This window comes from Stenotrophomonas sp. yr243, assembly GCF_900184195.1.
GTDB classification, from domain to species: Bacteria; Pseudomonadota; Gammaproteobacteria; order Xanthomonadales; family Xanthomonadaceae; genus Stenotrophomonas; species Stenotrophomonas lactitubi.
In genome coordinates this window covers 147805-170179 of sequence record NZ_FXWT01000002.1, presented here as the reverse complement: position 1 = coordinate 170179, position 22375 = coordinate 147805, and the positions used below count along the sequence as shown (strand labels likewise).

The following is a 22375-nucleotide window of genomic DNA, read 5'->3' as shown; positions in this document are numbered from 1 at the left end:
TGTTGCCGTTGCTCTGGCCTCTGCAGGTGCAGGGCGCAGCCCTGCCGAACCCACTACTCCGCCACGTGCTCGACCTCGCGCGGCTCCGGCTTGGTGTCGGGCAGCTGCCAGAAGATCAGCGTCGAGGTCAGGGTGATCGCGCCCACGCACAGGAACGTGGCATGCAGCGCAGCCGTCGCGCCGTGGCCTTCCAGCTGAGTGCCGAACGCGGCCAGCAGGCTGCCTGCAGCCGCCGCACCGAAGCCGGCGGCGAGCATCATCACCATCGACAGCAGGCTGTTGCCGGAACTGGCGAACTCGCGATCCAGGTCGCGCAGGGTGACGGTGTTCATCACGGTGAACTGCAGCGAATTGACCGCACCGAAGAAGGCCAGCTGCAGCAGGCGAATGCTCAGGTGCTGGCCCGGTGTCATCAGGATGAAGCTGGCCATCGCCAGGCCGACCAGCACGGTGTTGGTCATCAGTACGCGGCGATAGCCGTAGCGTTCGACTAGTTTCACCGCCAGCTTCTTCGACACCATGCCCGCGGCCGCCACCGGCACCATCATCAGGCCGGCGTTCATCGGCCCCAGGCCAAGGCCGACCTGCAGCAGCAGCGGAATCAACATCGGCATGGCACTGCTGCCGATGCGCGAGAACAGGTTGCCGAGAATGCCGATGCGATAGCTGGGCACGCGGAACAGCGCCAGCGAAAACAGCGGTGCCGTTGAATTTGCCGCGTGCAGCCAGTAGCCGACCAGCGCAGCCAGGCCGGCCACGGTCATCAGCATCACCAGTGCGTGCGGTGTGCCGAGTCCGGAAATGCCATCCAGCGCCAGCGACAGCACCACCATCGCAAAGGCCAGCATGGTGTAGCCGCGCAGGTCGAAGCGGGTTCGATGGCTGGCGTAGTGGTCGGGCATGATCTTCATCGCGGCGATGAAGCCGATGACACCGATCGGCAGGTTGATCAGGAACACCCAGTGCCACGATGCAATCTCGACCAGCCAGCCGCCCAGGGTCGGGCCGATCAGCGGACCGACCAGTGCGGGGATGGCGATGAAGCTCATCGCACGCAGGAAGTCCTCGCGCGGCACCGAGCGCATCACCGCCAGGCGCCCGACCGGCAGCAGCATCGCGCCACCGATGCCCTGCAGTACGCGTGCGGCCACCAGCTGGTGCAGCTGCTGCGCCATCGCGCAGGCCAGCGAGCCGAGGGTGAACAGGATGATCGCCACCAGGAAGGTGCGACGGGTGCCGTAGCGGTCGGCGATCCAGCCGGAGGCGGGAATGAAGGTGGCCACTGCCAGCGCGTAGCTGAACACCACCGACTGCATCTGCAGGGGGCTTTCGCCGAGGCTGGCCGCCATCGCCGGCAGCGCCGTGTTGACGATGGTCGAGTCCAGCATCTGCATGAAGATCGCCAGCGAGACCAGCCACAGCAGGGGACGCTGGCGAGTGTAGGTCGATGGCGCTGTGGACATGGGGTGTGGCCGGTGCAACGTGGGGGCGCCATGATCGCGCACTGCGGGTCACGGCGCGATCAACACCGCGCCGCGACTGCATGCGGGATGCTCAGCGTTGGCTGTGCGCGTGCACCGCGTCGACCAGCACCTGTACATGCGCCGGGTCCATGTCCGGCGACATGCCGTGGCCGAGGTTGAACACATGGCCCTCGCGCGAACCGCCATTGCCGGCGGCATAGGTGTCGAGTACGCGTGCGGCCGCGGCGGCGATCGCATCGGGCGAGGCATACAACGTGGTCGGGTCCAGGTTGCCCTGCAGGGCTACGCGGCCACCGGTGCGGCGCAGCGCTTCATCCAGGTCCAGCGTCCAGTCCAGGCCGAGCGCATCGGCGCCGGTCTGTGACAGCGCTTCCAGGTGCAGGCCGGTGCCCTTGCCGAACAGGATCAGCGGCGTGCGCTCGCTGCCTTCGCCACGCTCCAGGCCTTCGGCGATGCGCTGCAGGTAGCGCAGCGAGAACTCGCGGTACATTGCTGGCGACAGCACGCCACCCCAGGTGTCGAACACCTGCAGGGCCTGCGCACCGGCGGCGCGCTGCGCGCCGAGATAGGCGATCACCGCGTCGGTGGTTACTTCCAGCAGACGGTGCAGGGCCTGCGGATGATTCAGCGCCATCGCCTTGATGCGCGCGAAATCCTTGCTGCCGCCGCCTTCGACCATGTAACAGGCCAGTGTCCACGGGCTGCCGGAAAAACCGATCAGCGGCACCTGGCCGTCCAGCTCGCGGCGGATCAGGCGCACCGCGTCCATCACGTAGCCCAGGTCCTGTTCCATGTCCGGCACCGCCAGCCTGGCGATGGCCGCTTCATCGCGCACCGGGTGGCGGAACTTCGGGCCTTCGCCTTCGACGAAGTACAGCTCCAGGCCCATTGCATCGGGAATGGTGAGGATGTCCGAGAACAGGATGGCCGCGTCCAGCGGGAAGCGGCGCAGCGGCTGCAGGGTGACTTCGCAGGCGATCTCCGGGTTCTTGGCCATGGCCAGGAAGCTGCCGGCCTTGGCCCGGGTGGCGCGATATTCCGGCAGGTAGCGGCCGGCCTGGCGCATCAGCCAGACGGGGGTGCAGTCCACCGGTTCGCGGCGCAGGGCGCGCAGCAGGCGATCGTTGCGGAGAGGGCTGGTCACAGTGGGCATTCCTTGGGCGAAAAGGGCAGCGGCGCAGTCAGTCGCCGTGCGAAAGAATATGGAAGCCCCGATGCAGTTCGGCATCGCGGGCCTTCTCGTAGGCGTGGCGGGCTTCGTCGGCCTTGAGATACAGCTCGCGCCGCAGCTGCGAGCGGGCGCCGACGCGGCCGGATTCGCGCAGCAGCTCCCAGCCGCCGAACAGGTCCGGGACCAGGGTCAGGCGCAGGAAGCGTGGTGCCTGAGCACCGTCGGCGGGTTGTTGCAGGTGGACGTGCATGGCGTCGATTGTAGCGGGGGTGGTGTGACCCCTGCCGCAACGCTGAGCGGTAGTGCCGGCCGCTGGCCGGCAACCTCATGAAACCTCCCCGGGGGCGCCGGGCCATGCCCGGCGAACGCGGAAGCGGTCAGCCTTCGCCCAGCACCTTCAGCACCGCCGCTTCATCCACATCCGGCACCACTTCGGCACGGCCCATGCCGCGCCACAGCACCAGGCGCAGGCGGCCGGCCACGTTCTTCTTGTCAAGGCGCATGCGGCCGAGCAGGGCCTGAGGGTCCAGTCCGGCGGGGATTGCCACCGGCAGGCCCAACTGCTCCAGCAGGGCCTGCAGGCGCACGCGGTCGGCGTCCTCGGCCAGGCCCAGCTGAGTGGAGAGGCGGGCCGCCAGCACCATGCCCACCGCCACGGCCTCACCGTGGTTGAGCGCATCGCGCCCCGGTGCGGAGTAGCCCTGTTCGGTTTCGATGGCGTGGCCGAAGGTGTGCCCCAGGTTGAGCAGGGCGCGTTCGCCCTTCTCGAACGGATCGCGCTCGACGATCGCGGCCTTGTGCCGGCAACTGCGGGCGATGGCCTCGGCGATCACGGCATCTTCGCCGGCCGCCAGTGCGTCGGCATGCTGCTGCAGCCATTCGAAGAACACGGCATCACCCAGCGCACCGTACTTGACCACTTCGGCCAGGCCTGCGCGCAGTTCACGCGGCGGCAGGGTGGCCAGCACGCGGGTATCGGCGATCACCGCACGCGGCGGATGGAACGCGCCGACCAGATTCTTGCCGGCCGGGATATCCACGGCGGTCTTGCCGCCCACCGAGGAGTCGACCATCGCCAGCAGCGTGGTCGGCAGCTGCACGCAGTCGACGCCGCGCATCCAGCAGGCCGCGGCAAAGCCGGCAAGGTCGCCGACCACTCCGCCGCCGAGGGCGAACACGCAGGCATCGCGGGTCGCACCGAGCGCAGCCAGCGCCTCGATGACCGAGCCGAACTCGGCCAGGGTCTTGGAGGCTTCGCCGGCAGCCAGCACATGCTCACCCACGATCAGGTCCGGGCGTGCGGCCAGCAGGGTCTGTTTGACGGCATCCAGATAGCGCGGAGCAACCTCGCTGTCGCTGACCAGCAGCACATGACGGCCACGTACATGACTGACCAGCGCGGAACCTTCGGCCTGGGCGCCGGCGCCGATGGTGATGGAATAGGGGCGGTCGCCGCCAACGGCGACCTGCAGCAGGGCAGGGGAAGTCATGCAGTGGGGTCCTGTCGCTGCCAGTGCGTGGCCAGCTTGAGCACAAGCTGGGCGGTCGCATCGGCTGCGGTAAACGGGTCGGTATCAAGGGTGACATCGGCCAGGTCGCGATACAGCGGGTCGCGATGCGCGGCCAGATCATGCAGCACCTGTTCGCGGTCCGGCCGCTGCAGCAGGGGGCGCGCCTTGTCGCGTGACAGGCGCTCCAGCTGGGCCGCGACGCTGACCCGCAGGTAGACGACAAAGCCACGCCGGGCGATCAGGGCGCGATTGTCCGGATCGAGCACGGCACCACCGCCGGTGGACACCAGCTGGCCACGGCCGGCCAGCACCTGTGCCAGTGCCTGGCGCTCATGGGCGCGGAAGCCAGCCTCGCCGGAATGTTCAAAGATCGTGGGGATGCTGGCCCCGGTCGCATCGACGATGGCCTGGTCGACGTCGACGAAGTCCAGCGTGAAGCGCTCGGCGAGGCGGCGGCCGATGCAGGTTTTACCGGCGCCCATCGGGCCGATCAGGATCAGGTTCGGAGCGGGATTCATGCCCTCTGATGCTAACACCTCCGTGCCTTGGCCTTTACGTTCTTCACGTCAGGGTGGAGGTTCCTGCGGGGTTTCCCGCGCTTGACGGAGTACCTGCCATGTCGGTTGCCAAGGTCATCGAAATCAATGCGTCCTCGCCCAAGAGCGTGGAGGACGCGGTGCGCAGCGGATTGAAGAAGGTGTCCGGGACGGTCAAGGGCATCCAGGGCGCCTGGATCAACGAGACCAAGGTGGTCACCGACGGCAACGGTGAGATCACCGAATGGCGGGTGAACCTGCGGATCACCTTCCTGGTGGAGTGAGCCTGCTCAGCGCAGCGCCTGCACCTGGCGCTGCGCATCCAGCACCACCATCCGGTCGGCAATGGCCGGCAGCGCACGCAATGCCTGCCGGCTGACCCGCTCGTAGTACTGCACGAAACGCTCCAGCTGTGGCCGGCTCATGCCGTGCCGGCCCGGCTGGGCCGCCTGCAGGTTCTGCTCCTGCTGCCAGCGCCAACGCGGCACCACCGAGAAATCGGGGGGCTGCAGGAACCACAGACGGTCGCAGCGCTGCCACAGCGCCGGATAGTCGCGGGCCAGCGCCTGGTTGCACCAGCGCCGCCAGCGGCCATCGGCATCGGCCTCGCGCTCGAGTGCGTTGAGGGGAGGGTCCAGTTCGGACGCGTCCTGCGCCGGAGTGCCGAGGAACCAGCCCTCGAACACCAGCAGGTCCAGCGGCTTTTGGAGCTGCGGCCACTGCGCCTCTGGCAGGCGTTCGTCGGCCAGTTTGTCGAAGCGGGGCAGGGCAAGCGGCTGTCGTGCAGCCACTGCATCCAGTACCGCATGCGCCAGCGGCAGGTCATGGGTGCCCGGCGGGCCACGGGTGATCAACAAGGGATGCACCTGGCGTGCCAGGCGCTGGCGCTGCGCGCGGGTCAGGTAGACATCGTCGATGGAGAGCGTTGCGGCGTTCAGGCCACGGGCCTGGGCACGGGCGACCACCTGCGCGGCCAGCGTCGATTTGCCGCTCCCCTGCAGGCCGCTGATCGCCAATACTGGAACGGCTGTACTGCTGCCCAGCGCGTCATCCAGCGCCTGCTCGACCACTGTTTCGGGGAATCCTTTCACCTGGGGCATGTACGCAGCAGCGACCATGCCGCCACAATAGCCCAAACCGTGTGAGAAGAATGCTGTCATGAGCGACCTGTACGCCGAAGCCCTGTCGACCTTTGCCGCCCTGTTCGAAGAAGCGAAACAGAGCCGTGAGGTGGAGCCCAATGCGATGACCGTGGCCACTGCCGATACGCAGGGCCGGCCGTCGGCGCGAACTGTGTTGCTGAAGGCGTTCGACGAGCGCGGCTTCGTGTTCTACACGCACCTGGACAGCCATAAGGGCGCCGAACTGCAGGCCAATCCGCAGGCGGCGCTGCTGTTCCTGTGGCGCAGCCTGCGCGAGGCCGGCATCCAGGTGCGCATCGAGGGGAGCGTGGAGCAGGTGGCCGATGCCGAAGCCGATGCCTATTTTGCCAGCCGTCCGCGCATGAGCCAGATCGGCGCGTGGGCGTCGCTGCAGTCGAAGACGTTGAACACGCGCGAGGAGTTCGACGCACGCGTGGCCGAGGTCGAGGCGCGCTTCGACGGCAAGGACGTGCCGCGTCCGGACGGCTGGAGTGGTCTGCGGGTGGTGCCTGACCGTATCGAATTCTGGTACGGCGCGCAGTTCCGCCTGCACGAGCGCTGGTGCTATGAGGCCGGTGCCGAAGGGCGCTGGAGCAAGCGTCTGTTGTACCCGTAAGGCGTAGTGATGAGGTGCGCGTGTCACTTGTAGTGCCCCGCGATGCCAGTAGATCCACGCCATGCGTGGATGAGTTGTTTGACGGAAGAGCGGTGCGAACCAAGGTTCGCACCCACCAGGCATCGGTTCGCACCCACCAGGCAATAGGCGGTTACAACCCTTCCGCCCGCAGCCATCGCCATAGCGTGGTGCGTGATACGCCCAGCGCCTGTGCCATGCCTTCGCGGTCATTGCGATGTTCCTGCAGCAGCGCCTCCAACTGCGCACGCGGCGGGCGCTTGCCGTTGCTTTCCACCGGCAGTGCCGCGACGCCTTCGTTCACCAGCTCCGGTGCCAGCTGCAGCAGTCGCGCGGCATCGATCAGTCCTTCACCCGGCTGCCAGTGGATGCGCAGCCGATCCACAAGGTTGCGCAGTTCACGGACATTGCCCGGCCAGTCGGCAGCGCCGAGCAGGGCCAGCGCTTCTGCATCCAGCGGTGCATCGATGCCGCGCAGTTCGCGGAAGAAGTGCGTGGTCAGCAGCGGGATATCGCCGCGACGCGCACGCAGCGTGGGCAGCGCGATGCGCAACGCGGCCAGCCGGTAATACAGGTCGCGGCGGAAGCTGCCAGCCGCCGCGCGCTGCTCCAGTGATTGCAGGGTTGCAGCCACCACGCGCAGGTCCACCGGCGTGGGCTCGGTCGCTCCCACGCGCAGCACTTCGCGTTCTTCCAGCACGCGCAGCAGGCGGGTCTGCAATGGCAGCGGCAGTTCACCGATCTCATCCAGGAACAAGGTGCCGCCGTCGGCGGCCTCGACCAGGCCGACGCGACCACCACGCCGCGCACCGGTGAAGGCGCCATCGCTGTAGCCGAACAGCTCGGCCTCCAGCAGTGATTCGCTGATCGCGCCACAGTTCAGTGCGACGAAGCGACCCCGCCGGCCGCTGGCCGCATGCAGCTGCCGCGCCACCAGTTCCTTGCCGGTGCCGGTCTCGCCGGTGACCAGTACAGTGCTGTCGTGCGGAGCGTACAGCGCGATCTGCGCGCGCACGTCGGCCATCGCGTTGCTGTCGCCGAGCAGGGCATGCGCATCGGCGCGCGGTGCGGCCCTTCGGCGTGTCGCTGGGCGCGCGTCCGCCGAGCGTGCCAGGGTCTGGGTCAGTTCCAGCGCGTGCTCGAAGGCCTGCCGCACCGAATCGGCCGAGTACAGCAGCACGCCCGGCAGGCCTGCCTGTTCCGCATGGTCGATGGCCATGCCAGTGCCGACGATCACTTCGATGCCGTTGGCGCGCAGGTCGGCGATGCAGTCGCGCGCGTCTTCGCGGGTGACGAAACGGCGATGCTCGATGTCCAGGCCGAAGCTCTGCTGGAAGCTGCTGAACACCGGCACGTCGCTGGCGTGGGTGACCAGCCCGATGCGTGGGGCGATGCGGCGCGCCCGCGCCAGTGCTTCCATCAGATCGAAACCGTTGGCCTGGATCGGCACCAGCGGCAGGTCCAGGCGGCCGCGCAACCAGGCCGCGTTGGAGCCGCCGGCGATCACCACGTCGCAGTGCTCGCGGCGCAGGCGCTGGCCGATCACTTCCACTGCTTCCTCGAAGCCAAGGTTGATCTGCTCGATGCGCGCGCGGCGGTCGAATTCGGGAATGACATCGCCCAGCAGGCCGGTCAGGCGCGAGACGCTGACGGTCCAGATCACCGGACGGCCGGGGTCGGCATCGGCGTGGCGCAGGGGCGAGCGGGGCAGGTACATGGTGCGCGGATCGGGAGTGACGATGTTTCATGATACATCTGTTTCAATGTTTCATGTGTTTCACCGCGATTGGCCGGTCATCCCGGTGAAATCAATCACTTGCAGGTTGGCATGGTGCTTGCGCTTACCCCTCTGTCCTTCAACCTGGATTGCCGCATGACCGCTTCCACTCCCTTCTCCGCTGGTGCCCGCTTCCGCGAGGCGCTGGCTGCCGAATCGCCGCTGCAGGTGATCGGCGCGATCAACGCCAACCATGCGCTGCTGGCCAAGCGCGCGGGTTTCCGCGCCATCTACCTGTCCGGCGGCGGTGTTGCTGCCGGCTCGCTGGGCCTGCCGGACCTGGGCATCAACACCCTGGAAGACGTGCTGGTGGACGTGCGCCGCATCACCGATGTCTGCGACCTGCCGCTGATGGTCGACATCGATACCGGCTTCGGCCCGAGCGCGTTCAACATCGCGCGTACGGTGAAGTCGCTGATCAAGGCCGGTGCGGCCGCCTGCCATATCGAAGACCAGGTCGGCGCCAAGCGCTGCGGTCATCGCCCGGGCAAGGAGATCGTCTCGCAGGGTGAAATGGTCGACCGCGTGAAGGCGGCTGCCGATGCCAAGACCGATCCGGACTTCTTCCTGATCGCACGCACCGATGCCATCCAGGTGGACGGCGTGGACAAGGCCATCGAGCGCGCCATCGCCTGTGTTGAAGCCGGTGCCGACGGCATCTTCGCCGAGGCTGCCTACGACCTGGAAACCTACCGCCGCTTCGTTGATGCGGTGAAGGTGCCGGTGCTGGCCAACATCACTGAATTCGGCGCGACCCCGCTGTTCAGCCGCGACGAGCTGGCCTCTGCCGGTGTGGCTATCCAGCTGTTCCCGCTGTCGGCGTTCCGCGCCGCCAACAAGGCGGCCGAGAACGTCTACCAGACGGTCCGCCGCGAAGGCCACCAGCGCAACCTGATCGACAGCATGCAGACCCGCGAGGAGCTGTATGACCGTATCGGCTACCACGCCTTCGAGCAGCAGCTCGATGCGCTGTTCGCCGCCAAGAAATAAGCAGTACCCTGCACCATCAAGTTTCGGAGGGAAACATGAACGATACGACCGCAACCCCGACCTTCAAGCCGAAGAAGTCCGTCGCCCTGTCCGGCACCGCCGCCGGCAACACCGCGCTGTGCAGCGTCGGCCGCAGTGGCAACGACCTGCATTACCGCGGCTACGACATCCTGGACCTGGCCAACACCAGTGAGTTCGAGGAAATCGCCTACCTGCTGGTGCACGGCAAGCTGCCGACCCGCGCCGAGCTGGTTTCGTACAAGGCCAAGCTGAAGTCGCTGCGTGGCATCCCGGCTGCGGTGAAGGCTGCGCTGGAAGAGCTGCCGCCGTCGGCGCACCCGATGGACGTGATGCGCACCGGCGTGTCCGTGCTCGGCTGCGTGTCGCCGGAGAAGGACGACCACAACCATCCGGGCGCACGTGACATCGCCGACAAGCTGATGGCCTGCCTGGGCTCGATGCTGCTGTACTGGTACCACTGGAGCCACAACGGTCGCGCGATCGACGTGGAAACCGACGATGACTCCATCGGTGGTCACTTCCTGCACCTGCTGCACGGCGAGAAGCCGCAGGATTCGTGGGTGAAGGCGATGCACACTTCGCTGATCCTGTATGCCGAACACGAGTTCAACGCCTCGACCTTCGCCTGCCGCGTCATTGCCGGCACCGGCAGCGACATGTACAGCGCGATCTGCGGTGGCATCGGTGCACTGCGCGGTCCCAAGCACGGCGGCGCCAACGAAGTGGCCTTCGAAGTGCAGAAGCGCTATGACAATCCGGACGAAGCCGAGGAAGACATCAAGGCCCGCGTCGAGCGCAAGGAAGTGGTGATCGGTTTCGGCCACCCGGTCTACACCGTGTCCGATCCGCGCAACAAGGTGATCAAGGACGTCGCCCGCGAACTGTCCGAAGAACAGTCGAGCCTGAAGATGTACGACATCGCCGAGCGCCTGGAAACGGTGATGTGGGACATCAAGAAGATGTTCCCGAATCTCGACTGGTTCAGCGCTGTCAGCTACCACATGATGGGCGTGCCGACCGCGATGTTCACCCCGTTGTTCGTGATCGCCCGCACCGCCGGCTGGAGCGCGCACATCGTCGAGCAGCGCATCGACGGCAAGATCATCCGCCCGAGCGCCAACTACATCGGCCCGGAAGATCGCGAGTTCGTGGCCATCGACAAGCGTTCCTGATCATCGCCACTGTTCCACTGCTGCATGCATCCGGCCGGCCCCGTGCCGGCCGGATGTTTTCGCCGCCGCATCGCCGGCACCCGGCCCGCCTCAAGTATTCCGCCAGCCCATGAATATCGACTATCGCAAGAACCTCCCCGGCGCCTCGCTGGACTACTTCGACGCGCGTGCCGCGGTCGATGCCATCCAGCCCGGTGCCTATGCCACGCTGCCGTATACCTCGCGCGTGCTGGCCGAAAACCTGGTGCGTCGCTGCGACCCGGCCACGTTGACCGACTCGCTGAAGCAGTTGATCGAGCGCCGTCGCGACCTGGACTTCCCGTGGTTCCCGGCGCGCGTGGTGTGCCATGACATCCTCGGCCAGACCGCGCTGGTCGACCTCGCTGGCCTGCGTGATGCGATCGCCGACAAGGGTGGTGACCCGGCCAAGGTCAATCCGGTGGTGCCGGTGCAGCTGATCGTCGATCACTCGCTGGCGGTGGAGTGTGGTGGTTTCGATCCGCAGGCGTTCGAGAAGAACCGCGCCATCGAGGATCGCCGCAATGAAGACCGCTTCCACTTCATCGACTGGACCAAGCTGGCCTTCGAGAACGTGGACGTGATTCCGCCGGGCAACGGCATCATGCACCAGATCAACCTGGAGAAGATGTCGCCGGTGATCTACGTGCAGGACGGCGTGGCCTTCCCCGATACCTGCGTGGGCACCGACAGCCATACCCCGCATGTGGACGCGCTGGGCGTGATCGCCATCGGCGTGGGCGGCCTGGAAGCGGAGAACGTGATGCTGGGTCGCGCGTCGTGGATGCGCCTGCCGGACATCATCGGTGTCGAGCTGACCGGCAAGCCGCAGCCGGACATCACCGCCACCGACGTGGTGCTGGCCCTGACCGAGTTCCTGCGCAAGGAACGCGTGGTCGGCGCCTGGCTTGAATTCTTCGGTGAGGGGGCCGCCGCACTGACCATCGGTGATCGCGCCACCATCTCCAACATGTGCCCCGAGTACGGCGCCACCGCCGCGATGTTCTACATCGACGGGCAGACGCTTGATTACCTGCGCCTGACCGGTCGCGAGGAAAAGCAGGTCGCACTGGTCGAAAACTACGCGCGCAGCACCGGCCTGTGGGCAGATGACCTGGCCACCGCACAGTACGAGCGCGTGCTGCGCTTCGATCTGTCGACGGTGGTGCGCAACATGGCCGGCCCGAGCAATCCGCATCGCCGCCTGCCGGTATCGGAACTGGTCGAGCGCGGCATCGCCGATGCCGCCAAGCTGGAAGCCGGCAAGGCCGAACAGGCACAGGGCCTGATGCCCGACGGAGCGGTGATCATCGCCGCCATCACCAGCTGCACCAATACCTCCAACCCGCGCAACGTGATCGCTGCGGCGCTGCTGGCACGCAGGGCCAACGAGCGTGGCCTGCTGCGCAAGCCGTGGGTGAAGTCGTCGCTGGCACCGGGCTCGAAGGCGGTGCAGCTGTACCTGGAAGAAGCCGGCCTGCTGCCGGACCTGGAGAAGCTGGGCTTCGGCATCGTCGCCTTCGCCTGCACCACCTGCAATGGCATGAGCGGCGCACTTGACCCGAAGATCCAGCAGGAAATCATCGATCGCGACCTGTACGCCACCGCGGTGCTGTCGGGCAACCGCAACTTTGATGGCCGCATCCATCCGTACGCGAAGCAGGCCTTCCTCGCCTCGCCGCCGCTGGTGATCGCCTACGCCATCGCCGGCACCATCCGTTTCGATATCGAAAAGGATGTGCTGGGCGTGGACACCGACGGCAACGAGGTGCGCCTGAAGGACATCTGGCCGAGCGACGCGGAAATCGATGCGGTGGTGAAGGCTGCGGTGAAGCCGGAGCAGTTCCGCAGCGTCTACAACCCGATGTTCAACGTGCGCGTGGAGCAGGCTGCAAAGGTCAGCCCGCTGTATGACTGGCGCGCGCAGAGCACCTACATCCGCCGTCCGCCGTACTGGGAGGGCGCACTGGCCGGTGAGCGCACGCTGGCTGGCATGCGTGCGCTGGCGGTGCTGCCGGACAACATCACCACCGACCACCTGTCGCCGTCCAACGCGATCCTGGCCTCGAGCGCTGCGGGTGAATACCTGGCGAAGATGGGCCTGCCGGAAGAGGACTTCAATTCCTACGCCACCCACCGCGGCGACCACCTGACCGCGCAGCGTGCCACCTTCGCCAACCCGAAGCTGTTCAACGAGATGGTGCGCAACGACGACGGCAGCGTGAAGCAGGGCTCGCTGGCGCGCGTGGAGCCGGAAGGCAAGGTCATGCGCATGTGGGAAGCGATCGAGACCTACATGGAGCGCAAGCAGCCGCTGATCATCATCGCCGGTGCCGATTACGGCCAGGGCAGTTCGCGTGACTGGGCCGCCAAGGGCGTGCGTCTGGCTGGCGTAGAGGCGATCGTTGCCGAAGGCTTCGAACGCATCCACCGTACCAACCTGATCGGCATGGGCGTGCTGCCGCTGGAGTTCAAGCCGGGCACCACCCGCCTGACCCTGGGCATCGACGGCACCGAGACCTTCGATGTGATTGGTGAGCGTACGCCCCGCGCGGAGCTGAACGTGGTGATCCATCGTCGTGATGGACAGGACGTGATCGTGCCGGTGACCTGCCGCCTGGACAGCGACGAGGAAGTGGCGATCTACGAGGCAGGTGGTGTGTTGCAGCGCTTCGCCCAGGACTTCCTGGAAGGCGCCAAGGTGGCGTGAGGCGGCTGGTAGCCGCCTTGTGTCGAGTTGCCGCCATGCTGGCTTCGGCCCGCATGGTGGTGGTCATGGAGGAGAGGGGTATTGCCCCATCTGCATGGGTTCTGTGTTCTACAACATCGCCGGCACAGTCAACACCGCCTTCATTCTGCTGAGCTTGTTGGGTGTGGGCGCGCAATGGCGGCTGGTGCGCCGCCGCCGCGGACGCACGGGCGCGACTGACAGCGCCACTGCGGTTCTATCGCTGAATCAGTTCACTGTCAGCTTTCTGGCTTACCTTTCTTTCTTCGTCTACGGCTACAGCGTCACACCGTTCAATCACTTCATCGTCTGGCCGCGGTTGCTCGCGTCGGTGCTGGTGATGGCCATCCTGGTGGAGATATGGCGCGACCGCCGAAATCGCTCCGCCACGACGAGCTTGATGGCAACCGCGTTGCTCTTGCTTTGCGCGATGGCCGGTCTGGCTTGGGGTGGTCGTCATGTGGATGAGGGCAGGGTGGTGGCCAGTGCGATGATCGTGGTCATCACCGCCTTGTTGGCGCAGGGTTACGCGCATCAGATCCTCCTGATCCTGCGCAATGGCCACACCGGTGCGGTGTCGCTGCGGATGAGTCAGCTGATCCTGCTGATGGACCTGTCCACAATAGTATTTGCCTTCGCCATGGGCCTGCGGATGGGGTGGCCTTTGCTGCTGCTGGCGGTGGTGAGTGGCTGCACCAAACTTGTCATCCTGTATCTCTTTCGATGGCAGCAGGGGGCCGGTGCGCGGTCGCGGCGAAATCATGCTGAGGCGGCTGCCTGATGGCGATGTCCTCTGTATGCAAAGGCTGGCGTTTTCCGCCCTTGTCGTTGCCCCGAGGCCCTCGCAGACTGTCACGTGACAGTTCTGCAGCGGAGGTCCGTATGGTCACTATCAGCGTGGTGCTGACTGATGAGCTCAAACGATTCGTAGACGAGGAAATTCGTGAAGAGGGTTATGCCAGCGCTTCTGAATACGTTCGCGACCTTATCCGCCAGCGTCGGCGGAGCAAGGCTGAGAATCTGCTCCGCCAGTTGATCGCGGAAGGCTTGGCTTCGGGGCCTCCGGCTCCTCTGCCTCCGGGGCACTTTCAGAAACTGCTTGAGCGTGCATCGAATCGAAAATGAAGTCTGTAGAGCCTACCTCCCCCAGGGTTGGCTTACGGCTCTCCAAGTATTCTTTCAACGCACACAGGAAATTTTATTCATGACCTTCCTCCCGCAACTTCGAATTCCCGCCACCTACATGCGTGGCGGCACCAGCAAGGGCGTGTTCTTCCGCCTGCAGGACCTGCCCGAAGCCGCGCAGACGCCGGGCGCCGCGCGCGATGCGCTGCTGATGCGCGTGATCGGTTCGCCCGACCCGTATGGCAAGCAGACCGACGGCATGGGCGGCGCGACGTCCAGCACCAGCAAGTGTGTGATCATTTCCACCGCTTCGGTGCCCGACCACGATGTGGATTACCTGTATGGCCAGGTGTCGATCGACACGGCATTCGTGGACTGGAGCGGCAACTGCGGCAATCTCAGCACCGCCGTCGGCCCGTTCGCCATCGCCAATGGCCTGATCGATCCGGCCCGGGTGCCGCGCGATGGCCTGTGCACCGTGCGCATCTGGCAGGCCAACATCGGCAAGACGATCATCGCCCACGTGCCGATGCGCGATGGGCAAGTGCAGGAGATTGGCGATTTCGAGCTGGATGGCGTGACCTTCCCGGCGGCCGAGATCCAGCTGGAATTCATTGATCCGTCCGACGATGGCGATGCTGGCGCGATGTTCCCCACCGGCAACCTGGTGGACACCCTGGACGTGCCGGGCGTGGGCAGCTTCGAGGTGACGATGATCACTGCCGGCATCCCGACCATCTTCCTCAACGCTGCCGACCTCGGTTACACCGGCACCGAACTGCAGCCGGCGATCAATGAAGACAAGGCGGCGCTGGAGCGCTTCGAGAAGATCCGAGCCTATGGTGCATTGCGCATGGGCCTGATCCAGACGCTGGAAGACGCGGCCACCCGCCAGCACACGCCGAAGGTGGCTTTCGTCGCTCCGGCACAGGACTACGTGTCGTCCAGCGGCAAGGCGATTTCGTCTGCGGACATCGATCTGCATGCACGCGCGCTGTCGATGGGCAAGCTGCACCACGCGATGATGGGCACCGCTGCAGTGGCGATCGGTACCGCCGCGGCAATCCCCGGCACGCTGGTCAATCGTGCGGCCGGTGGCGGTGAACGTGAAGCGGTGACCTTCGGTCATCCCTCCGGCACGTTGCGTGTGGGTGCGCAGGCGGCGCTCGTTGACGGCCAGTGGACAGTGTCCAAGGCCATCATGAGCCGCAGTGCCCGCGTGCTGATGGAAGGCAAGGTGCGGGTGCCCGCCGAGTGATGGGCTGGTCGGCGGTGGCATCACATGCTTCGGTAGATGCCAACCTTGGTTGGCATGAAGAAGGCAGCGCCGGGTGAACGTCCGCGCCAACCAAGGTTGGCGACTACCGGGTCTGGCGTGGCCTGGCAAACCTACGAGGAGATCGACGATGTCCGAGAATCAGACCCCATCCAACACGCGTGCAGCCTGGGATGCGCTGCTGGTGGATATCGTCGACTACGTGCGTGACACCCGCATCGATTCGCCGCTGGCGTTCCAGACCGCGCATCACTGCCTGCTCGACACGCTTGGCTGCGGGCTGGAGGCGCTGTCCTTCCCCGCCTGCAGCAAGCTGCTGGGGCCGCTGGTGCCGGGCATCAGCGTGGCCAATGGCGCGCGTGTCCCCGGCACCAACTTCGTACTCGATCCGGTGCAGGCGGCCTTCAACATCGGCGCGATGGTGCGCTGGCTGGATTTCAACGACACCTGGCTGGCCGCCGAATGGGGCCACCCCTCGGACAACCTGGGTGGCATCCTTGCCGTAGCCGACTGGCTCGGCCGCAATGCGGCCGCGTTGCGACGTCCACCGCCGACCGTGCACGACGTGCTGCTGGCGATGATCAAGGCGCACGAGATCCAGGGCGTGCTGGCGCTGGAGAACTCCTTCAACCGGGTCGGCCTGGACCACGTGCTGCTGGTCAAGGTGGCCACCACCGCCGTCGTCGCGCAGATGCTCGGGTTGGACCGCGAGCGCATGCTCAATGCGGTGTCGCTGGCCTGGGTGGATGGGCAGGCGCTGCGCACCTACCGGCATGCGCCCAACACCGGCTCGCGCAAGAGCTGGGCAGCCGGTGATGCGACCAGCCGTGGCGTGCGCCTGGCGCTGATGGCCGCCACCGGCGAGATGGGCTACCCCAGCGTGCTCAGTGCACCGACCTGGGGCTTCGAGGCGGTATCGATGCATGGCCAGGCGCTGACCCTCGGCCGCGCCTTCGGCAGCTACGTGATGGAAAACGTGCTGTTCAAGATCAGCTTCCCGGCCGAGTTCCACGGGCAGACGGCGGTGGAGGCGGCGGTCCTGCTGCACCACCAGCTGCGCGCGTTGGGGCGGAAGGTCGAGGACATCGAGCACATCGCGATCCGTACCCAGCAAGCCTGCATCCGCATCATCGACAAGCAGGGCCCATTGCATAATCCCGCCGACCGCGACCACTGCGTGCAGTACATGGTGGCCATCGCGTTGCTGCATGGACGGCTGGTGGCCGAGGACTACGAGGACGACATGGCGGCCGATCCGCGCATCGATGCGCTGCGGGCGAAGATGGCCTGCCATGAAGACCCGCAGCTCAGCACCGACTACCTGGATCCGGACAAGCGCAGCATTGCCAATGGCTTGAGCGTGCGCTTCAGTGATGGCAGCGCGCTGCCGGAGGTGCTGGTGGAGTACCCGCTGGGCCACGCGCGCCGGCGCGCAGAGGGTATTCCGCTGCTGATGGACAAGTTCCGCCGGCATCTGGCGCATCGCTTCCCGACTGCCCAGCAGCAACGGATCCTGGCCGCCTCGCTGGACCCGGTCGCGCTGGCGGCGATGCCGGTGACCGACTACGTGGACCTGTACCTGCCGGGGTAGGGCGCACTTTGGTGGGTGCCAACCTTGGTTGGCACGGCCTCGGCATCGCCCGGTCGAGGTCCGGCGCCAACCAAGGTTGGCGACTACCGGGTTTCCGGCCCTGCTTTGGTAGGTGCCAACCTTGGTTGGCACGGCCTCGGCATCGCCCGGTCGAGGTCCGGCGCCAACCAAGGTTGGCGTCTACCTGGTTTCCGGTACCGGTTGCCCGGCGTCAACGCCTTGACGCGGCGGCCCTATAATGGGCGCCTCGATCAAGGAGTGACGACATGAGCGGTCCGGCACGGCGGATGCGGTGGGGATGGACGGCAGCTTTGCTGGCAGGAGGCCTGTTGCTGGGCCTGGCCGGTTGCCGCAACGACAGCGGGCAGCTGCCCAAGGCCAGCGGCGAGGCCATCGCCACCAAGGCCGAGCAGGTGAAGGAGTTCACCCTGCTGCGTGCCTATCCGGACCAGAAAAGTGAAGGCCTGTCGCTGGCGCTGGAGTTCTCGCGCCCGCTGGTCGGCACCCAGGACTTCGACAAGCTGGTGCGCTTTGAAGAGAAGGTCGGCAACGATGACAGCAGCTGGACCCTGTCCGATGACGGTCTGACCCTGCGCTACCCCTTCGTCGAAGCCGGCAAGGAATTCAGCTTGGTGGTCTCCCCGGACCTGCTGGCCGCCGATGGCAGCCGCCTGGGCAAGGAACTGAAGCAGAAGGTGTTCAGCGGCGAGCTGAAGCCGGTGGCCGGTTTTGCCTCGCAGGGCAGCGTGCTGCCGGCCAAGGACAGCCGTGGCCTGCCGGTGGTGTCGGTGAACGTGCCGGAAGTCGATGTCGAGTTCCTGCGCGTGCGCGAAAAGGACCTGCCGACCTTCTTCAGCCAGTACCAGCGCGGCGGTCGCCGTGGCAGCTGGGAACTGAGCAGCGACTACGAGCGCAGCCCGATCAACAAGCTGGCCGAGCCGGTCTACGTCAACCGTTTCATTCTGGGTGGCAAGCAGAACGAGCGGGTGCTGACCTACCTGCCGACCCAGGACATCAAGGAACTGCAGGAGCCGGGCCTGTATTTCGCTCTGCTCAAGCGCACCGGAGACTACGAGGGTGAGTTCGATACCGCGTTCTTCTCGGTCAGCGACATCGGCCTGCACACCCGTGCCTACAAGGACAAGCTGTTCGTACACACCGCCGCGCTCAAGGACGGTGCATCGCTGAAGGGTATCGACCTGCGCGTGCTCGATGCCAAGGGCGAGGTGGTGCTGAAGGGCAGCACCGACAGCAACGGCAATGCGCTGCTGAACTACACCCTGGATGCCACCCACGTGCTGGTGGCCAGCAGCGGCAAGGACACCAGCTTCCTGCCCTTCAACCAGCCCGCGCTGGACCTGAGCGAGTTCGCCGTGGCCGGCCGTGACAACGCCTGGTTCGATGTCTACGCCTGGTCGGGCCGCGACCTGTACCGCCCGGGTGAGACGGTGCGCCTGTCGGCGTTGCTGCGTGACAACGACGGCAAGCCGGTGAAGAGCCAGCCGGTGTTCCTGCGCCTGAAGCAGCCCGACGGCAAGACCTTCCGCGAAACCCGCGTGCAACCGGGCGAACAGGGCTACATCAACTTCGAGCAGACCATCCCCGCCGAGGCGCCGACCGGGCGCTGGCAGGTCGAGTTCCGCACCGACCCGGCCAGCAAGGAAGCGATCCAGGGCATGACCCTGCGCATCGAGGAGTTCCTGCCCGAGCGCATGAAGCTGGACCTGGACAGCGCCCAGAAGACGCTGAAGCCGGGCGAAGACCTGCGTCTGCAGGCCAACGGTGCCTATCTGTATGGTGCCCCGGCCGATGGCAACCGCTTCACCGCGCGCATGGCGGTGGCCGCCGAGCAGAAGCCGGTGGAGGGGCTGCCGGGTTACTTCTTCGGCGACCCGACCCTGCAGCTGCCGCGCGAAGCCAAGGATGTGATCGACACCACGCTGCCGGCCAATGGCCAGCTGCGCGAAGACGTGTCGTTGCCGGAAGAAGCGGTCAAAGCGAAGGCGCCGATCGCGGTGGTGCTGTCCGGCAGCCTGTATGAAACCGGTGGCCGCACGGTCACCCGCACCCTGAAGCGGGTGGTGTGGCCGGCCGCGGCACTGGTCGGCGTGCGCCCGCTGTTCAATCCGGACGATGGCGCTGATTCCAACGGCAACGCGCGCTTTGAACTGATGCGCGTGGATGCGGACGGTAAGCCGCAGCCGGCCAAGGGCCTGAAGATCACCCTGGTGCGCGAGCTGCGCGACTACCACTGGACCTTCAACGACAACCGCTGGGACTACGATTTCACCCGCCGTTTCGAGAACAAGGAAACCCGTACCGTCGATGCGGGCGGCAGCGCGGTCGCCTTCGACTTCCCGGTGGAGTGGGGTGAGTACCGGGTGGACGTGTTCGATCCGTCCACCGGCCTGACCAGCCGCTATCCGTTCCGCGCCGGCTGGAGCTGGGGCGATGACAACCGTGGCCTCGATGCCCGCCCGGACAAGGTCAAGCTTGGCCTGGACAAGACCGGCTACAAGGCTGGCGATACCCTGGAAGTGACGGTGACCCCGCCGCACGCCGGCAAGGGCGTGTTGATGGTCGAGACCGACCGCATGCTGTACGTGCAGGACATCGACGCCAAGCCCGGTGCCACCTACAAGATCCCGGTCACTGCCGATTGGGAGCGCCACGACGTGTACATCACCGCGCTGGTGTTCCGCGGTGGCAGTGCGCCGAGCAAGATCACCCCGGCCCGCGCGGTGGGCGTGGTGCACGTGCCGATGGACCGCAAGGGCCGCACCGTGGCCGTCGGCCTGGCCGCACCCAAGCAGATGCGACCGGAGCAGGACCTGCCGGTGACGGTCAGCGCACCGCAGCTGGCCGGCAAGACCGCGCACGTCACTGTTTCGGCGGTGGATGTGGGCATTCTCAACATCACCCGCTTCCCGGTGCCCGATGCCGGAGCACACTTCTTTGCCCAGCGTCGCCTCGGCATCGATGCCTATGACATCTACAGCCGGGTGATCGAGAGCTTCGACGGCAGCAGTGGCAAGTTGAAGTTCGGTGGCGACATGGCGCTGCAGGCGTTGCCGCAGGCCAAGCGGCCGACCGCGCGCGTGCAGACCGTGGACCTGTTCTCCGGCCCGGTGCAGCTCGATGCCAAGGGCATTGCCCGCATCCGCCTGAAGGTGCCGGATTTCAATGGCACCCTGCGCGTGTCAGCGCTGGTCTACAGCGATGACCAGTACGGCAAGCGCGATGTGGAAACCATCGTGCGCGCGCCGATCCTGGCCGAGGCCAGCATGCCGCGCGTGCTCGCCCCGGGTGACCGCAGTACGGTGACCCTGGACGTGCAGAACTTCACCGGCAAGCCCGGTCAGTTCAACGTGCGCGTGGACAGCGAAGGCCCGCTGAGCCTGAGCGAGGGCACGCGCAGCGTGCAGCTCAATGCCGATGCCAAGACCACGTTGAGCTTCCCGTTGTCGGCGCGCGAGGGCCACAGCGTGGCCAAGGTGCGCGTGCGTGTGGATGGCAACGGCTTCAAGGCCGACCGCCGCTACGATCTTCCGGTACGCGCGGCGTGGCCGCAGGTGCTGCGCTCGCAGGTGCGTACGCTCGATCCGCTGGCGGCGGTAAGCCTGGATGGCAGCCTGATGGACGGGCTGATGTCCGAATCGGTCAATGCCCGCCTGCTGGTCAGCCCGCTGCCGCCGATCCCGTTCGCCAGCGCGCTGCAGGGCGCGCTGAACTACCCGTACGGCTGCGCCGAACAGACCACCAGCAAGGGCTACGCCGCGCTGATCCTGGACCAGGCCACGTCGTCCATGTTGGGCGCTGATGGGCTTGACGCGAAGACCCGTCGCGAGCGCATGGAAGGTGCGTTCGGTCGCCTGGCATCGATGCAGGTGGCCAATGGCAACTTCTCGATGTGGGGTGACGACGGCTACGTGAACCCGTGGCTGACGCCGTATATCGCCGAGTTCCTGCTCGATGCCAAGGACGGTGGTTTTGCGGTGCCGGACAACGTGCTGCAGAAGGCGCTGAACCGCCTGAGCGAAGACCTGCTGTCCGGGGGCAACCAGTTCTACGGCCAGGAAAAGCGCGAAAGCCTGAAGTTCGCCAACCAGGCGTACTCGGGTTACGTGCTGGCCCGCGTCAACCGCGCACCGCTGGGTACTCTGCGCACGCTGTACGACAACGAACGCAGCAAGGCCGTGGGTGGCCTGTCGCTGGTGCACCTGGGCGTGGCGCTGTCGCTGCAGGGCGATGCCAAGCGTGGCCAGGCCGCTCTTGCGGCCGGCTTCGCCAAGTCCAGCAGCGAACGTCCGTCGTACTTCGGTGACTACGGCAGTGCCGTACGCGACGACGCGCTGATGATCGCGCTGACCCACGAAAACAAGCTGGCCAAGCCGGCATGGGATGCACGCGCGGTCGATCTTGGCCGCGGCCTGGATGCGCGCCGCAACAGTGGCTGGATGTGGCTGAGCACGCAGGAACAGGTGGCCATCGCCCGCCTCGGCAAGGCGTTGGCTGCCAACCAGAAGGCACTGGTGGCCGGTGAGCTGGTGATCGGTGGCAGCACCGAGGCCATCGGCGAGCGCAAGCTGTTTGGCCGCAACTTCGACGCAGGGCAGCTGGCCGCGGGCGTGCGCTTCACGCCGCAGGGGCAGCCGCCGATGTTCGCCAGCATCGACGTGGCCGGCATCCCGCGCAGCGCACCGGCACCGGACAACAGCGTGATCGGCGTCGAGCGCAGTTACTTCGGCACCGATGGCAAGCCGTGGTCGCCGCGTCCGCTGAAGGAGGGTGAAGCGCTGATCGTGCGCGTCACCATCACCGCCGACAGCGAGATGCCCGATGCGCTGCTGACCGACCTGCTGCCGGCAGGCCTGGAGATCGAGAACCTCAACCTGGGCGATGCCAAGCAGTGGGCCGACGTGGTGGTGGATGGCATCACCATCAGCGACCGCAGCGAAGCGGCCGATACCAAGCACGAAGAGTTCCGCGATGACCGCTACGTGGCGGCGCTGAAGCTCTCGCGCGGCAGCAAGGCCAATGTGTTCTATCTGGTGCGTGCGGTCACTCCGGGTACCTACACGGTGCCGCCGTCGCTGGTGGAGGACATGTACCGGCCGCAGCTGCGTGGCGTCGGCCGCAGCAACCCGACCACGTTGACGGTGGTACAGCCGTGATCGTGCGGACGGGCCGCGACGGCGC

General features: G+C 66.3%; 17 protein-coding genes. 10 read left to right on the top strand and 7 right to left on the bottom strand.

Annotated features, from left to right (window positions below):
* Window positions 1–53 precede the first annotated feature (53 nt).
* From mdtD to QOL57_RS07580, 5 genes are all read right to left on the bottom strand, one after another.
* Window positions 54–1463: a multidrug transporter subunit MdtD gene (gene mdtD / locus QOL57_RS07600; protein ID WP_089236480.1), complete on the bottom strand. Its 1410-nt coding sequence runs from the start codon at window positions 1461–1463 to the stop codon at window positions 54–56.
* A gap of 91 nt (window positions 1464–1554) precedes the next feature.
* A complete protein-coding gene (gene hemE / locus QOL57_RS07595; protein ID WP_032951968.1) occupies window positions 1555–2637 on the bottom strand; it encodes a uroporphyrinogen decarboxylase in 1083 nt (360 codons plus the stop codon).
* A gap of 28 nt (window positions 2638–2665) precedes the next feature.
* Window positions 2666–2905, bottom strand: a complete 240-nt coding sequence (locus QOL57_RS07590) for a WGR domain-containing protein (protein ID WP_089236479.1) — start codon at window positions 2903–2905, stop codon at window positions 2666–2668.
* 127 nt (window positions 2906–3032) lie between these two features.
* Window positions 3033–4145 carry a 3-dehydroquinate synthase gene (gene aroB, locus QOL57_RS07585; RefSeq protein ID WP_089236478.1) on the bottom strand — a complete coding sequence of 371 codons (1113 nt, stop codon included), beginning with the start codon at window positions 4143–4145 and terminating at the stop codon, window positions 3033–3035.
* On the bottom strand, window positions 4142–4684 hold the full coding sequence (locus QOL57_RS07580; RefSeq protein ID WP_089236477.1) for a shikimate kinase: 543 nt from the start codon (window positions 4682–4684) through the stop codon (window positions 4142–4144). Before QOL57_RS07580 ends, aroB begins: the two co-directional genes overlap by 4 nt.
* 98 nt (window positions 4685–4782) lie before the next feature.
* Here QOL57_RS07580 and QOL57_RS07575 point away from each other — a divergent pair, with 98 nt between their 5' ends.
* Window positions 4783–4986, top strand: a complete 204-nt coding sequence (locus QOL57_RS07575; RefSeq protein WP_049465447.1) for a dodecin family protein — start codon at window positions 4783–4785, stop codon at window positions 4984–4986.
* Between the two features lie 6 nt (window positions 4987–4992).
* Here the strand turns inward: QOL57_RS07575 and QOL57_RS07570 are convergent, their stop codons facing one another.
* Window positions 4993–5820: a kinase gene (locus tag QOL57_RS07570; RefSeq protein ID WP_089236476.1), complete on the bottom strand. Its 828-nt coding sequence runs from the start codon at window positions 5818–5820 to the stop codon at window positions 4993–4995.
* A gap of 40 nt (window positions 5821–5860) precedes the next feature.
* Between QOL57_RS07570 and pdxH the strand changes: the two genes are divergently transcribed.
* Window positions 5861–6460, top strand: a complete 600-nt coding sequence (gene pdxH, locus QOL57_RS07565; RefSeq protein ID WP_089236475.1) for a pyridoxamine 5'-phosphate oxidase — start codon at window positions 5861–5863, stop codon at window positions 6458–6460.
* Between the two features lie 151 nt (window positions 6461–6611).
* Here pdxH and prpR read toward each other — a convergent pair whose 3' ends face one another.
* On the bottom strand, window positions 6612–8195 hold the full coding sequence (gene prpR, locus QOL57_RS07560) for a propionate catabolism operon regulatory protein PrpR (RefSeq protein WP_089236474.1): 1584 nt from the start codon (window positions 8193–8195) through the stop codon (window positions 6612–6614).
* 156 nt (window positions 8196–8351) lie between these two features.
* Here prpR and prpB point away from each other — a divergent pair, with 156 nt between their 5' ends.
* The 8 genes from prpB to QOL57_RS07520 all read left to right on the top strand — a co-directional run bounded on the left by prpB (window position 8352) and on the right by QOL57_RS07520 (window position 22350).
* Window positions 8352–9245, top strand: coding sequence for a methylisocitrate lyase (gene prpB, locus QOL57_RS07555; RefSeq protein ID WP_089236473.1), 894 nt, complete (start codon window positions 8352–8354; stop codon window positions 9243–9245).
* Between the two features lie 35 nt (window positions 9246–9280).
* Entirely contained in the window at window positions 9281–10438 is a 1158-nt protein-coding gene (gene prpC, locus QOL57_RS07550) for a 2-methylcitrate synthase (RefSeq protein WP_089236472.1), read from the top strand.
* Window positions 10439–10547: 109 nt separating this feature from the next.
* The gene (gene acnD, locus QOL57_RS07545) at window positions 10548–13166 is read left to right on the top strand and encodes a Fe/S-dependent 2-methylisocitrate dehydratase AcnD (protein ID WP_089236471.1); all 2619 of its coding nucleotides are present in this window, start codon (window positions 10548–10550) and stop codon (window positions 13164–13166) included.
* Between the two features lie 103 nt (window positions 13167–13269).
* Window positions 13270–13965, top strand: coding sequence for a hypothetical protein (locus QOL57_RS07540; RefSeq protein ID WP_089238058.1), 696 nt, complete (start codon window positions 13270–13272; stop codon window positions 13963–13965).
* A gap of 101 nt (window positions 13966–14066) precedes the next feature.
* Window positions 14067–14309: a type II toxin-antitoxin system ParD family antitoxin gene (locus QOL57_RS07535; protein ID WP_089236470.1), complete on the top strand. Its 243-nt coding sequence runs from the start codon at window positions 14067–14069 to the stop codon at window positions 14307–14309.
* Window positions 14310–14388: 79 nt separating this feature from the next.
* Entirely contained in the window at window positions 14389–15567 is a 1179-nt protein-coding gene (gene prpF / locus QOL57_RS07530; RefSeq protein ID WP_089236469.1) for a 2-methylaconitate cis-trans isomerase PrpF, read from the top strand.
* A 148-nt stretch (window positions 15568–15715) separates the two neighbouring features.
* Entirely contained in the window at window positions 15716–17176 is a 1461-nt protein-coding gene (locus QOL57_RS07525; RefSeq protein ID WP_089236468.1) for a bifunctional 2-methylcitrate dehydratase/aconitate hydratase, read from the top strand.
* A 266-nt stretch (window positions 17177–17442) separates the two neighbouring features.
* Window positions 17443–22350, top strand: a complete 4908-nt coding sequence (locus QOL57_RS07520) for an alpha-2-macroglobulin (protein ID WP_089236467.1) — start codon at window positions 17443–17445, stop codon at window positions 22348–22350.
* The last annotated feature ends 25 nt before the right edge of the window (window positions 22351–22375 follow it).

Coding starts and splice junctions, on each gene's coding strand:
- QOL57_RS07580 (WP_089236477.1), bottom strand. CDS start 4,684: ATGAATCCCGCTCCGAACCTGATCCTGATCGGCCCGATGGGCGCCGGT.
- QOL57_RS07590 (WP_089236479.1), bottom strand. CDS start 2,905: ATGCACGTCCACCTGCAACAACCCGCCGACGGTGCTCAGGCACCACGC.
- QOL57_RS07520 (WP_089236467.1), top strand. CDS start 17,443: ATGAGCGGTCCGGCACGGCGGATGCGGTGGGGATGGACGGCAGCTTTG.
- acnD (WP_089236471.1), top strand. CDS start 10,548: ATGAATATCGACTATCGCAAGAACCTCCCCGGCGCCTCGCTGGACTAC.
- prpB (WP_089236473.1), top strand. CDS start 8,352: ATGACCGCTTCCACTCCCTTCTCCGCTGGTGCCCGCTTCCGCGAGGCG.
- hemE (WP_032951968.1), bottom strand. CDS start 2,637: ATGCCCACTGTGACCAGCCCTCTCCGCAACGATCGCCTGCTGCGCGCC.
- QOL57_RS07570 (WP_089236476.1), bottom strand. CDS start 5,820: ATGGTCGCTGCTGCGTACATGCCCCAGGTGAAAGGATTCCCCGAAACA.
- aroB (WP_089236478.1), bottom strand. CDS start 4,145: ATGACTTCCCCTGCCCTGCTGCAGGTCGCCGTTGGCGGCGACCGCCCC.
- pdxH (WP_089236475.1), top strand. CDS start 5,861: ATGAGCGACCTGTACGCCGAAGCCCTGTCGACCTTTGCCGCCCTGTTC.
- prpC (WP_089236472.1), top strand. CDS start 9,281: ATGAACGATACGACCGCAACCCCGACCTTCAAGCCGAAGAAGTCCGTC.
- mdtD (WP_089236480.1), bottom strand. CDS start 1,463: ATGTCCACAGCGCCATCGACCTACACTCGCCAGCGTCCCCTGCTGTGG.
- QOL57_RS07525 (WP_089236468.1), top strand. CDS start 15,716: ATGTCCGAGAATCAGACCCCATCCAACACGCGTGCAGCCTGGGATGCG.
- prpF (WP_089236469.1), top strand. CDS start 14,389: ATGACCTTCCTCCCGCAACTTCGAATTCCCGCCACCTACATGCGTGGC.
- QOL57_RS07535 (WP_089236470.1), top strand. CDS start 14,067: ATGGTCACTATCAGCGTGGTGCTGACTGATGAGCTCAAACGATTCGTA.
- QOL57_RS07575 (WP_049465447.1), top strand. CDS start 4,783: ATGTCGGTTGCCAAGGTCATCGAAATCAATGCGTCCTCGCCCAAGAGC.
- prpR (WP_089236474.1), bottom strand. CDS start 8,195: ATGTACCTGCCCCGCTCGCCCCTGCGCCACGCCGATGCCGACCCCGGC.